This window comes from Caloranaerobacter longqiensis (genome assembly GCF_050286925.1).
Classification (GTDB): domain Bacteria; phylum Bacillota; class Clostridia; order Tissierellales; family Thermohalobacteraceae; genus Caloranaerobacter.
On sequence record NZ_JBFWFX010000007.1, the window covers coordinates 129051 to 142344 of the forward strand.

The following is a 13294-nucleotide window of genomic DNA, read 5'->3' on the forward strand; positions in this document are numbered from 1 at the left end:
GGGGGATATGACCATGAACAAAAGTGCAATAAAGAGTTTTGCTGTAAGAGCAAGAAAAAAACTAATAGAAGATATAACTCAAAAGGCTTATGAGTTGGGTATAACCAAAGAAGAAGTGATGGATATAGAAAAATTTGAAGGTGGATTTAAAATAAAAGGTAGAGAAAACAGTAGAATATATAAGGAGTACGAAATTAAGCAGAGAGAAAGATTGATAGAAAAGATTAAAGAAAAAGGTTTTGAGCAAGTTATTGAGGAAGTAGCATATGCTTGGTTCAATAGATTTATTGCTCTTAGATTTATGGAGGTAAATGATTATCTACCAATAGGGGTTAGAGTTCTTTCTTCTGTTGATAAGAATAAAAAAGAACCAGATATTATTAAAGAAGCATTAAACTTTGTAGAAGAATTAGATTTAAACAGAGAAATCGTATATAGACTTCAAGAAAATAATGAGATAGAAGATTTATATAAATATTTACTTGTAAAACAGTGCAATCAGTTAGGCAAAATTATGCCAACAGTATTTGAAAAGATAGCAGATTATACAGAATTATTGCTTCCAGATAATTTATTGGCAGAAGGTTCTGTAATAAGGGATTTAGTTGAGTCGATTGATGAAGAAGATTATAAAGATCAAGTAGAGATAATAGGGTGGCTTTATCAATATTATATATCCGAAAAGAAAGATGAAGTGTTTGCAGGACTAAAGAAAAATAAAAAAATTACAAAAGAAAACATACCTGCTGCAACTCAATTATTTACACCTAAATGGATAGTAAAATATATGGTGGAGAATTCTTTAGGCAGACTTTGGTTAGAATCTCATCCTGATGAAGAATTAAAGTCAAAGTGGAAATATTATTTAGAAGAAGCAGAGCAGGAACCCGAAGTACAGAAAAAATTAGAAGAATTAAAGAATCCAAATTTGAGTCCAGAAGATATTAAAATATTAGACCCTGCAATGGGTAGTGGACATATTTTGGTATATGCATTTGATGTACTATATGATATTTATTTAAAAGCAGGATACTCAGAAAGAGAAATACCAAGACTTATATTAGAGAAAAATCTTTATGGGCTTGACATAGATGATAGAGCAGGACAACTAGCGACTTTTGCCCTTATGATGAAGGCTAGAAGTAAGAATAGAAGGATATTTAGAAGACCTATACAGTTAAATGTTTGTTCTATTCAAGAAAGTAATGGTTTAATTGAGAATGGAAAATTGAGAATTGACAATTCATTTTGGGATTATATTTTGGGAGATATTCAAGATGAAGAGAGAAAAAAACTAAAAGAAGATATTGAGTACCTTATAAAAGTATTTGAAGATGCAAAGGAATATGGTTCAATACTAGAAGTTAAAAAAATAGATTTTGATGCTATTGAGAGAAGATTGGAAGAAATTAGAGATAGTGAAGCAGTAGATTTATTTGAATTTCAATATAAAGAAGTTATTTTAGAAAAGTTGCCTCCACTTGTTAAACAAGCGAGGATAATGAGTGAGAAATATGATGTTGTTTGTACTAATCCACCGTATATGGGCAGAAAAGGTATGGATGATAAGTTAACGGTATATATTGATAGAAAATTTCCAAAATCAAAAAATGACTTGTTTGCAGTATTTATGGAGTTAGATAATAATTATTTAAAGAATAATGGATTCTATGCTATGATTAATCAACATTCTTGGATGTTTTTGGCAAATTTTGAGCAATTAAGAAAAGAAATAATTGATAAAAGAGAAATTTATAACATGTTACATCTGGGTCCTCGTGCGTTTGAAGAAATAGGAGGAGAAGTAGTACAATCTACTACATATGTGTTAAGAAAAATAAAGAGAAATGGCTATAAGGGAAATTACATAAGATTAATCAATTACAATAATTCAAAAGAAAAAGAAATCAAAGCAGTCGAAACGATAAAAAAACATGATAGCAAAGATTTATATAGTGTTTCGTCACAAAATTTCAATATGATACCTGGAACACCTATTGCATATTGGATAAATAATTCTTTGATTGAGATATTTATGAAACAGCCAAAACTAGGGAAAATTGCCGACCCAGTTGAAGGGATTAAAACTGGCAATAATGATTTATTTTTGAGGTTATGGCATGAAGTAAATTTTAATAAAATGGCGAACTTAGAAGTAGATGATATTTGTAATAAATACAAATGGTATCCAATGGCTAAGGGAGGACCTTTTAGAAAATGGTATGGAAATATTGATTTTGTAATAGATTGGGAAAATAACGGAAAAAAAGTGTCGGAATATAAGAAGGCGACTATATCAAACAAAGAACTGTTTTTCAACCCTGCAATTACATGGACATATATATCAACCCATAAAATTTCAATGAGATATTTAGGTAACAATGTCCTATATAACAATAAAGGTCCGGGATGCTACTTTAAAAATATGGATGATTTATATTATGTTTTATCAGCACTAAACTCAAAAATTGGGGACTTAGTTATGCAGGTTCTTGCACCTACAATGGATTTTAAGCCAGGAAACATTAAAAACTTTCCAATTAAGTTTCCTAAAGACCCTAAAGTTAAAGAAAAAATTATTTCTATCGCAAAAAAATGTATAGATATATCAAAACAAGATTGGGACTCATTTGAAACCTCATGGGATTTCAAGCAACATCCTTTACTAGAATACAAAAATGGCGTGAATACAATAGAAGAAGCCTTTAATAACTGGTCAGAATTTACAGAAAGACAGTTTAATCAATTAAAGGCAAATGAAGAAGAACTAAATAGAATATTCATTGAAATCTACGGATTACAAGACGAACTAACACCTGAAGTAGAAGATAAAGATATTACTATTAGAAAAGCCGATAGAGAAAGAGATATTAAATCATTCATATCCTATGCAGTAGGCTGTATGTTTGGTCGTTATTCATTAGATGAAGAAGGATTAATTTATGCAGGTGGAGAGTTTAAAGATAAATTTAAAATTGAGAATGGACAACTTATGATTAATACAAAAGAAGGATGGAAAAAGTCATCTATAGATGTGACTATGGACAATGTTATACCGATTACAGATGATGATTACTTTGAGGATGATATTGTAAATAGATTTGTAGAATTTGTTAAAGTAGCGTTTGGTGAGAAGACATTAGAAAAAAACCTTGATTATATTGCAGAGACTTTAGGAAAGAAAACAAATGAAACTTCAAGACAGACTATAAGAAGATATTTCTTAAAAGATTTTTATAAAGACCATGTAAAAACATATAAGAAAAGACCTATTTATTGGCTATTTGATAGTGGAAAAGAAAATGGATTTAAGGCTCTTATATATATGCATAGATATGATTCTTCAACAGTAGCGAGAGTTAGAACAGATTATCTTCATAAACTTCAAAAGAAATATGAAGCAGAAGTTAAAAGATTAGATATTTTGATTGAATCTGATATATCAACAAAAGAAAAAACTGCTGCTAGAAGAAAAAAAGAGAAAATTAACAAACAAATAATAGAGTGTATGGCTTATGACCAAGTCATTGCTTATATTGCAAATAAAAGGATTGAAATAGATTTAGATGATGGGGTAAAAGTAAATTATGCAAAGTTTCAAGGTATAGAAATACCTCAAGGTGAAGGGAAGAAGCCACTAAAAGCAAATTTATTAGCTAAGATTTAAGATAGAAATTTAAGGCAGGTTATGGGATAAGAAATTTATAGTTGGGCAATAGATATGGCTAATAAATATTAAAATGAGTTTCGAGGTGTTTAAATTATGAATCTAAAAGAAATAAAGAACATATTAGAACAAAATTTTGATCAAGAACCTTCAGATGGCAAAAATAGACATATAATTTTTTGGTATGATTCAGATGGTGAATTTGTAAAAGACATAGATGAATTAGAATTAAAAAATGCAAAAATATTAAAGTTAAGAGATAATAATAGTTTTTATATAAAATATTTATTAGAAAAAGTAGATACAAATTCAAATTATTTAATATATTCTTCTGCTCCAAAACCTTCTGCTAAAGAAAATTATCTTTTAGATATTTTAAAATACAGCAGTGAATTTTCTACTGATAAAGCAACTGTAATAATGAAAGATTTAGGGGTTAAAGATGATAGTTTAAGAAATACATTTAAAAAGTATTTAAAGTTTTTTGGAAATAAGGAAAGATATAAAAGATTTGCATCATATAAAATAGAAAACTTTACTGAAGAAAAAGTGCATATAGCAGTTTTGTCTGCTATATGCAAATTATCAGTGGCAGATTTCGAATTAGCATTGAGAACTATACTAAAAGAAGAAATTAAGGACGAAAATAAATATTTACAGGATATAAAAAGATTTGGAGATATAGATGAATTTTGGAAATTAGTAGAGAAAAAGTATGGATACCATTTAGAAGATAAGAATCTTGAACATCTTATGATTATGTTTACTATTACTCATTTAAGTTATAATCTTGAAGAAAAATTACCTGATACATGGGAAAAGTTTATATCAAATAAGCAGTCTGATGCAATAGTGTTTTTAAGTCATTTTATAAATCATTCAGTTGATAGTGAAATTTACGATATTCTTGCTGATAGAATTGAAAAGAAAATTAATTTAAGAAAATATTTATCAAGGTGGAATATAGAAAATTATATTAATTGTGATACTTTTAGAGCATTTGATGAAGAAATAATATTGAAATTAATAAATAATTTAGTAGAAAAAATTGGTGAGTATGAGAGATATAGAAAAATTATAAATAGTAGAAGGACAAGTCATTGGTTTAACAAATATAAGTATGAGTATGAAGCAATATATTATGCTATGGAGATTTTAAGATTAGAAAATGAACTTCAAAAAACATTAAGAGGTTCGACAGCCTATGAAATGATAGAAAACTATGTGAAAGAATACTATTTATTTGATTATTTTTACAGAAAATTTTACATTTCGTATGATAAAATTCAAAACAAAGATAAATTTAGCAAATTGGTAGAGTTAATAGAAAATACTTATACACATTGGTATTTGAATGAATTATCTATTAAATGGTCTGATATTATAGAAAATGAATTGAAAGAAGATATTAGAATTAATGGTATTACACAACAAATAGATTTTTATGAGAATTATATAGCACCTCATGTAAGAAATAATGAAAGAGTATTTGTAATTGTTTCTGATGCTTTAAGATATGAGGCTGCTAAAGAATTTAGTGATATTCTAAATGTACAAAGAAGGGGTAAGGCTGAAATAACTTTTATGCAAGGGGTTATTCCTTCGTATACTAAACTTGGCATGGCAAGTTTACTTCCGCATAAAGAAATTATTATAAATGACAAGTCAGAAATCATAGTAGATGGAATTAATAGTCAAGGTACAGAAAATAGAAAAAAGATATTGCTCAATTATTCAGATAATGCTATAGCAATACAGTACAACGACATGAAAGATATGAAGAGAAAAGATTATAAGAAAGTCTTTGAAGGCAAAAATTTGATTTATATTTATCATAATGTTATCGATGCTGTAGGAGATAAACCTTTAACAGAAAGAGATGTTTTTGAAAGTGTTGAGAAAACTTTTGACGATTTAAATAATCTTATAAGAAATCTAATAAATAATGTTAGTGCAACTAATATTTATATAACATCAGATCATGGATTTATATATAGAAGGTCAACATTACAAGAATTTGATAAAATACAGAAAACTACTTTAAAATCATTAGATAAAAGTAGAAGATTTATTTTAACAGAAGATAATCCTGAAATAGAAGGAACATTATCAATTTCATTAAATTATATATTTGGGAATAAAACTATTTTAAAAGCAATAGTACCAAAAGGTGTGACAAGGTTTAAAGTACAAGGTGCAGGAGCAAATTATGTTCATGGGGGAGCATCTTTGCAAGAAATAGTTATACCAGTAATTAAATTTAAAAATATACGCAAGAATGAATTTAAATCTAAAAAGGTAGAAGTGAAACTAACCAATATTTCAAGAAAAATTACTAATAGAATCACATATTTGGAGTTTTTCCAAACAGAAAAGGTGGAAGATAAAAAGATACCTATAAGGTTAAAATTATATTTTGTAGATGAAGAAGGGAATAGAATTTCAAATGAGAATATTATTATTGCTGATAGTAGATCATCTAAACCAGAAGATCGTACATTTAGAGAGAAATTTACACTAAAAGACCAGCCTTATGATAAATCTAAGAAATATTATTTAATACTAGAAGATGAGGATGAAACAGTAGATAAAATCTATGAAAAGATACCATTTATTATTGACTTAGCAATTATAAACGATTTTGACTTTTAGTATATTAAAAAAGTAGGTGAAGAACATGGAAAGTTCTGATAAAACATTAAACCTTAATGAAAAATTAAATAGATACTTTGCAGGTAGAGTAGTAAGAAAGGATTTAACTAAAAAGATTAAAGAAGGAGCCAATGTGCCTGTTTATGTACTCGAATACTTGTTAGGAATGTATTGTGCTACTGATGATGAAGATAGCATAAATGAGGGTGTGGAAAGAGTTAAAAAGATTCTTGCTGACAATTTTGTTCGACCTGATGAAGCAGAAAAAGTCAAATCGAAAATTAGAGAATTAGGGCAGTATACGGTAATAGACAAAGTTACAGTAAAACTTAATGAAAAGAAAGATATATATGAAGCAGAGTTTTCTAATTTAGGACTTAAAGGAGTAGAGATAGCACCTCATTATGTGAAAGAGTATGAAAAATTACTATCAGGTGGAATTTGGTGTATTTTAAAAATGAGTTATTATTATGATGAAGAAATAAAAGGAGTAAGTCCTTTTAATATATCAAAACTAACTCCAATTCAAATGCCTAATATGGATATTGAAGAAATATTTAATGGTAGGAGATATTTTACAAAAGATGAATGGATTGATGTATTACTAAGATCTATTGGAATGGAGCCAACACAATTAAAAGAAAATGTCAAATGGCATTTGTTATGTCGTATGATACCTTTAGTTGAAAATAATTATAATCTTTGTGAATTAGGTCCAAGGGGAACAGGAAAATCGCATATTTATAAGGAAATTTCTCCTAATTCTATATTGATATCAGGTGGACAAACTACAGTTGCTAATCTTTTCTATAATATGGCGAGAAGAAAAATAGGACTTGTTGGTTTATGGGACGTAGTAGCATTTGATGAAGTAGCAGGTATAACTTTTAAAGACAAAGATGGAATTCAAATAATGAAAGACTACATGGCTTCAGGCTCATTTGCACGAGGAAAGGAAGAAAAGAATGCTTCTGCATCAATGGTTTTTGTAGGGAATATAAATCAAAGCGTCGATGTATTATTAAAAACATCACATTTATTTGATCCTTTCCCTGAAGCAATGGCATATGATACGGCTTTTTTTGATAGGATGCATTATTATATACCAGGATGGGAGATTCCTAAATTTAGGCCAGAATATTTTACAGATGAGTATGGGTTTATTACAGATTATTTAGCAGAGTTTTTTAGGGAAATGAGAAAAAGATCCTATACAAATGCTTTTGATAAATACTTTAAATTAGGAAATAATTTAAACCAAAGAGATGTTATAGCAGTTAGAAAAACAGTTTCTGGACTTGTAAAACTCATATATCCTAATGGAGAATTTAAAAAAGAAGATATAGAGGAAATTCTAAGATACGCTTTAGTTGGAAGAAGAAGGGTAAAAGAGCAATTGAAGAAAATTGGTGGTATGGAGTTTTATGATGTTCATTTTTCTTATATAGACAAAGAAAGTTTTAATGAAGAATTTGTAACTGTACCAGAGCAAGGTGGAGGTAAATTAATTCCAGAAGGAATAGGCAAACCTGGACATGTATATACAGTTGGACATAGTCATTCTGGTATGATAGGAGTTTATAAAATTGAAACTGAAGTAGTAGCAGGTTCAGGGAAATTTGAGAGAACTGGACTTGGCTCAAATAGAGATGCTAAAGAAAGTATTAATATTGCTTTTAATTATTTTAAAGCAAACAAAAAGAATATTAGTGGAACGATTTCGGTACAAAATAATGATTTTTTAATGCATATTCAAGATTTGCAAGGAATAGGAATAACATCTGAATTATCTTTAGCAGCATTTATTGCATTGTGTTCAGGAGCATTACGAAAACCTGTGCAAAGTCAGATGGTTATATTAGGTTCTATGAGTATTGGTGGAACAATAAATAAAGTTGAAGAACTCGCTAGTACATTACAAGTTTGTTTTGATGCTGGGGCTAAAAAAATATTGCTTCCTATGGCGTCAGCATCAGATATTAGTACTGTACCACCAGAACTTTTTGCTAAATTCCAGATAGCATTTTACCAAAGTCCTGAAGATGCGGTATTTAAAGCCCTTGGAGTAGAATAATGATTTATAGCACAAATAGGCCATCATCATCTTTTTTAAAGATGCATGATGACCTTTTTAGTTTGTTTTATTTAGGTAAAAAATTACTGTAATAAGGCCTTTTATTACTTAAGTAGTATTATTTAAGTTGGTTAGACTTAAATAATAACTATAAAATACTAATTAATTTTACACATGATATATATACTGCAACTTTATCCACCTTCTTCATAATAAAATGGGTCTGGTATATGATTATAAGTTATTTTAAAAGCAAATAAATACCAAACATTACTAAAAGGCAAATTTATGGCAAATGATAATTCTTTTATAATTATTTCGATTATAATTATTTCGATAACTTTTTCAATAAAATTATAAATTCCAATAGAGTCATAAAAAGTACAGTGTTTTTATATCTTGAAAATTTTAATTTTGAAATGCATTTTTGATATGTTATTGCAGTTAATTCATCTCTACATTTGTAGTCAATAAAAGGGTGTAATTCACTCACTGTCCATTTTTCGAAATTAGGAATAATGACTTCTTCAGGTAAAACTATATTAATGAAAACATTTAAATATTGAATTAATAGATTTCTATCATTGAAATCAAATGGAATTGCATTTGTAGCATTCATTACTTTAGATGCAGAAAATTTTACTTCAAGATGATAGTATTGAGGCAAATATCTAAAATATATATTGAATTCAGTTTTGTTGAATTCGACAATTTCACCCTTGCTATCTTTCCATAATTTCCATTTTTTATTATTTACTAAATCATATGTGTTTAAATGCACTTTAGTAAATGCTTTAACGGTATCTAAACTTAGTATATTTTTGTACATAATATAATTACCTCCTTCCATTCAAAAGTAAAATGGTTGGAGGCATTTTAATTATTAAAAAAACAAAAATCAAATTTTTGTATTAAATTTATAAGAAATAATTTCAAACATGAGGTTATTTTTTGTTTATAATAAGTTATAGAATTTATTGGAAAAAAGAAGGAAAATTCAAAATGAGTATAAAATTAATTATATAGAAAAAAATTATGGAATTATATTTATAGGTTGGAGGTAATTTATGAGAAAAATGATTTTTTTAAATATTGGATGGATGAAGAATTATAAAGGAATATTTCAAGATGAAATAAAAGGCGGGGGTGCCTTTGTTGAAAAACATGGATATGGACATGAGATATTTAACTTCTTACCATTTAAAGGTTATGTATATGGCTATGTACAAGCAAAAGATTCTATTAATATTAATAGATTAGGGGCATTAGATAATGATGAATGTATAGAAGATGTTTTAGTTATATGGGTATCAAAACATCCAAGTGGAGGGACCTATATTGTAGGTTGGTATAATAATGCAACAGTTTATAGGTGGTGGCAATCTCCACCTAAAAATTCAAATAGAGTTTATAACGATGAAGAATTTGGTTATTTTGTTAAAGCAAAGGAAGAAGATGCAGTTTTATTAAGTATAGATGAGAGAGTTTTCAAAATTCCAAGAGGGAAAGGTGGAATGGGGCAATCTAATGTGTGGTATGCTGATAAAGATGAACATCAACATTTAAGAAAAGAAGTATTAAATTACATATCTAATAGGCAGATATATAAAAGGAACGAAGATATGCACCAAAACAAAGAATTGACATACCAACCAGATCCATACAAAAGACAGAAAGTAGAAAAAATAGCAGTAGAACATACTGTATCTTACTATAAAAGACTAGGTTATACTGTTGATTCAGTAGAGAGAGATAATGTAGGATGGGATTTAGAAGCCAGAATGGATAATAGGTTTTTGAGGATAGAAGTGAAAGGCTTATCAGGAAGTGCAATATCATTTGAATTAACACCAAATGAGTATGCAAATATGAATAAATATAAAGAAAGTTATAGAATTGCAGTAGTAACAAATTGTTTAACAGAAAAACCTGAATTGAGAATATTTCAATATTCTTGTGAAAGTGGTAAATTTGAAGATAGTAATGGTAGGCAACTAAAAGTAAAAAAAATTATTTCGGCAAGAATGACTTTATAAGAGTTGATGGTTTTGTAAAGGATGAATTTATGAATTATAAAGATTTTATAATTAAATGTATTTATGATTAAAGGAAGTGTAATTGTAAATTTTTGTGTCATATAGAGAGCATTTTGAAACAATTTGCTTACAATGTAGTTTGTATGGAAGTTTATTATTTCAGTTATATTTGGTAACTGTATTTTAAGTAGTTTATAGAAGGGGGAATAGGGAGTGGTTAAGCATATTGATACAGGAGAAAATAATGTTTTAAATTTAGTAGTGAAACAATATCTAGAATCTCACGATTTTAATGGATTACCATATTATTATTTAGAGTATGATGCAAGAGATGAAATATGTAAATTAATTGATGAAGATAAAGTTGAAATATATTCTTCTAAATATGAAATTAATCCTCATATTAAAAGACTAAAGCAATATTTAGGTAAAGATAAACAAAAGGAAGAAGTAATCAATAATCCCCAAAGTATAGTTTTATATCCTACAGAGAATTATTTAAAAACATTAAATTTAATAGAAGAAAGACCATTTACAAAAATGTTAATGGAAGGTAGACCTCAACTAGAAATATTATATTTTAAAGTTGAAGTATTAGAATCATATTATCAAGATCCTAGATATACTGTTTTATCACATGATTATAGAGGCAAGATATATGTTAATGATGATTATCGCGATGAATTAGAGGGTGAATATTTAAAAGATTTTGGTTTAGGATACCATAAGGATAAAGGAAATAATGATAGAGTAATAGGTGCATTTATCGGTGATTTGGCGGATTTATCTTTAAATGCACAGCTGAAATGGAAGATTCATTATATTCCAAATCAAGAGGATTATAAGATAAATTATAGTTTTTATAAAAATACAATATTAGGACAATGGGTTGATGAAGTTTCTATTTATGATGCATTACTTGAGGAAATGATAGTTATAAATAAAATGTGTGAAAATATGGGTATTCCCAAATTGTTTAAAAAAACAATAAAGCCTCATGGATATGATAAGCCAGAGGATTATAGGATTATATTGTTGCCTACATTAAAGAATTATTATTCATTTATCTTAACGTTAGAAAAAATGATAGTACATAACATAAATACAAAAACATTTATTAAAGAAGGTTTTTATGTGAAACCAATTGATAGAAATGATAAAAAAGGAGAACCTAAAGGAAGTTTAGTTATGTTTAGTGAATGGCTAAAAAATAATATTAGAACATCAGAAGATTTGGATGAACTTATAATAAATCCATTAAAAAAGATAAGAAAAATTAGACAAGTTCCAGCACATGAAATGTACTCTAATAAATATGATAAATCCTTATATAGAAAACAGAATGAATTAATAATAGAGACTTATAAAGCAATTAGAGCAATTAGATTATTTTTTATGAATCATCCTTTAAATAAAGATATGGAGATTTCAGAATATTTAATAACAGGTGAAAAAATAGTTGTTTATTAATGAATATTATCAAATATAGTTATACAAATTTTAAAGTAATTTGTTTGGGTAGGGGGATAAGTATGAGTAAAGAAATAATGAAAGAAAGTGGTATATCAATATTGAAAGGTTTAATTGGTGCAATACCAGTGGTTGGTACTGCTCTTAATGAGGCAATATTTGAATGTAGAAGTAGGGTAAAACAAAAAAGAGTAAATAATTTTATTATAGAGTTGAAAAAATATTGAATCAAATAGTGAGAATATTGATTTAGATTACATTAAAAGTGAGCAATTTGGAGATGTTTTAGAATCAATATTTAATAGAGTTTTACGAATAAGTACGCAGGATAAAATTGATAGGTTTAAAAAGATTTTAGTAAAACAGATGAATCCATCTAATTATGTTGAATTTACTGATACATTTTTAGATATAGTATCAAAAGTAAATGAAAAAGAAATAGAGATATTAGATTACTGTAACCAAAATTCTGATAAAAATGAAAAGGTTAACTATACAACGTTTGGAATAGATAAAAATACATATAATTTTTATATTCAGGATTTAATATCAAAATGCTTGTTAATAGATGATAGCATTAACAGATATGACACGAGACCATTAGATATGGTTAAAATAACTGAGTTTGGGAAAGATTTTTTGGACTTTATAAAAGATAATTAGTAGTTAAGCAGTTTATCATTTTAGTCATATACGGTAAGGGTTAGCATATAGCTGATTGGTTATTTTGTTTAATATAAATAGTTAGGAGAATCTATTATGGTTTCCTTATGCGAATTAGTTTCAGAAGATCATTTAGTAAAAATATAAGAAGAAAAATTAGTAGTTTAATTAAATACAAATATTGGTTATAATAAATATAAGGTTGCAGGATTTTTTATTTGAATATACGGTAATAGTAAAAGCAGAAGGACAAGTTAGATATTACTGCATCTAACTTGTCTTTCCGCTTTTTTGAAAAGATAATCTAAATGGATAATTTTAACTTTTAGATTTGCTTCAAAGGAATATACAAAGGATTTAAAATAATTATATAAATGTTTTGTAAAAAATCAAGCATTCTTTTAAACTTTTTATCAGATAAAAATAAATAGTAAATAGTATGTATTTACTTGTTTGTTTTGGTATATTATTGACAGAAAAGAAGAATTTGTATTTCACGGTTGAAAAATCCCCCATTTTTCAATCGAAAATTCCCAAGTAAATAAATAACAAATTTGGAATCCATGATAGTGAATTGACATGGAGCCTCTGCAGGTATGGTATATATGCCTTGCCGGCAAACTAGTAAACAAAAGGCTTAGCCAACTTCAATAGGCTACCATACCTGCTTCTCCATGTAAATTCTACTGGAATTAAAATAATAACACTTTTCCTTGAGGTGGGGGAATTTTC

At 27.5% G+C, this 13294-nt stretch carries 8 protein-coding genes; 7 read left to right on the top strand and 1 reads right to left on the bottom strand.

Features of this window, described 5'->3' with window-relative positions; genetic code table 11:
- The first annotated feature begins 13 nt into the window (after positions 1–13).
- From pglX to brxL, 3 genes are all read left to right on the top strand, one after another.
- A complete protein-coding gene (gene pglX, locus AB4Y15_RS08100; RefSeq protein ID WP_427339594.1) occupies positions 14–3667 on the top strand; it encodes a BREX-1 system adenine-specific DNA-methyltransferase PglX in 3654 nt (1217 codons plus the stop codon).
- A gap of 96 nt (positions 3668–3763) precedes the next feature.
- Positions 3764–6319, top strand: coding sequence for a BREX-1 system phosphatase PglZ type A (gene pglZ, locus AB4Y15_RS08105; protein ID WP_427339595.1), 2556 nt, complete (start codon positions 3764–3766; stop codon positions 6317–6319).
- A gap of 25 nt (positions 6320–6344) precedes the next feature.
- Positions 6345–8393, top strand: coding sequence for a protease Lon-related BREX system protein BrxL (gene brxL, locus AB4Y15_RS08110; protein ID WP_427339596.1), 2049 nt, complete (start codon positions 6345–6347; stop codon positions 8391–8393).
- 328 nt (positions 8394–8721) lie between these two features.
- Here brxL and AB4Y15_RS08115 read toward each other — a convergent pair whose 3' ends face one another.
- Complete coding sequence (locus AB4Y15_RS08115; RefSeq protein WP_427339597.1) at positions 8722–9222, bottom strand: hypothetical protein; 501 nt, start codon at positions 9220–9222, stop codon at positions 8722–8724.
- A gap of 238 nt (positions 9223–9460) precedes the next feature.
- Between AB4Y15_RS08115 and AB4Y15_RS08120 the strand changes: the two genes are divergently transcribed.
- The 4 genes from AB4Y15_RS08120 to AB4Y15_RS08135 all read left to right on the top strand — a co-directional run bounded on the left by AB4Y15_RS08120 (position 9461) and on the right by AB4Y15_RS08135 (position 12562).
- Complete coding sequence (locus AB4Y15_RS08120; RefSeq protein ID WP_427339599.1) at positions 9461–10429, top strand: protein NO VEIN domain-containing protein; 969 nt, start codon at positions 9461–9463, stop codon at positions 10427–10429.
- Positions 10430–10642: 213 nt separating this feature from the next.
- Positions 10643–11899 carry a hypothetical protein gene (locus AB4Y15_RS08125; RefSeq protein ID WP_427339601.1) on the top strand — a complete coding sequence of 419 codons (1257 nt, stop codon included), beginning with the start codon at positions 10643–10645 and terminating at the stop codon, positions 11897–11899.
- 62 nt (positions 11900–11961) lie between these two features.
- Positions 11962–12126 (top strand): hypothetical protein, encoded by a 165-nt coding sequence (locus AB4Y15_RS08130; RefSeq protein ID WP_427339603.1) that lies wholly within the window; start codon positions 11962–11964, stop codon positions 12124–12126.
- 139 nt (positions 12127–12265) lie between these two features.
- On the top strand, positions 12266–12562 hold the full coding sequence (locus AB4Y15_RS08135; RefSeq protein WP_427339604.1) for a hypothetical protein: 297 nt from the start codon (positions 12266–12268) through the stop codon (positions 12560–12562).
- Positions 12563–13294 lie beyond the last annotated feature (732 nt).

Bases quoted from the DNA above. Each gene is read 5' to 3' on its own strand.
- pglZ (WP_427339595.1), top strand. From the start codon at position 3,764: ATGAATCTAAAAGAAATAAAGAACATATTAGAACAAAATTTTGATCAA.
- AB4Y15_RS08135 (WP_427339604.1), top strand. From the start codon at position 12,266: ATGAATCCATCTAATTATGTTGAATTTACTGATACATTTTTAGATATA.
- brxL (WP_427339596.1), top strand. From the start codon at position 6,345: ATGGAAAGTTCTGATAAAACATTAAACCTTAATGAAAAATTAAATAGA.
- AB4Y15_RS08115 (WP_427339597.1), bottom strand. From the start codon at position 9,222: ATGTACAAAAATATACTAAGTTTAGATACCGTTAAAGCATTTACTAAA.
- AB4Y15_RS08120 (WP_427339599.1), top strand. From the start codon at position 9,461: ATGAGAAAAATGATTTTTTTAAATATTGGATGGATGAAGAATTATAAA.
- pglX (WP_427339594.1), top strand. From the start codon at position 14: ATGAACAAAAGTGCAATAAAGAGTTTTGCTGTAAGAGCAAGAAAAAAA.
- AB4Y15_RS08130 (WP_427339603.1), top strand. From the start codon at position 11,962: ATGAGTAAAGAAATAATGAAAGAAAGTGGTATATCAATATTGAAAGGT.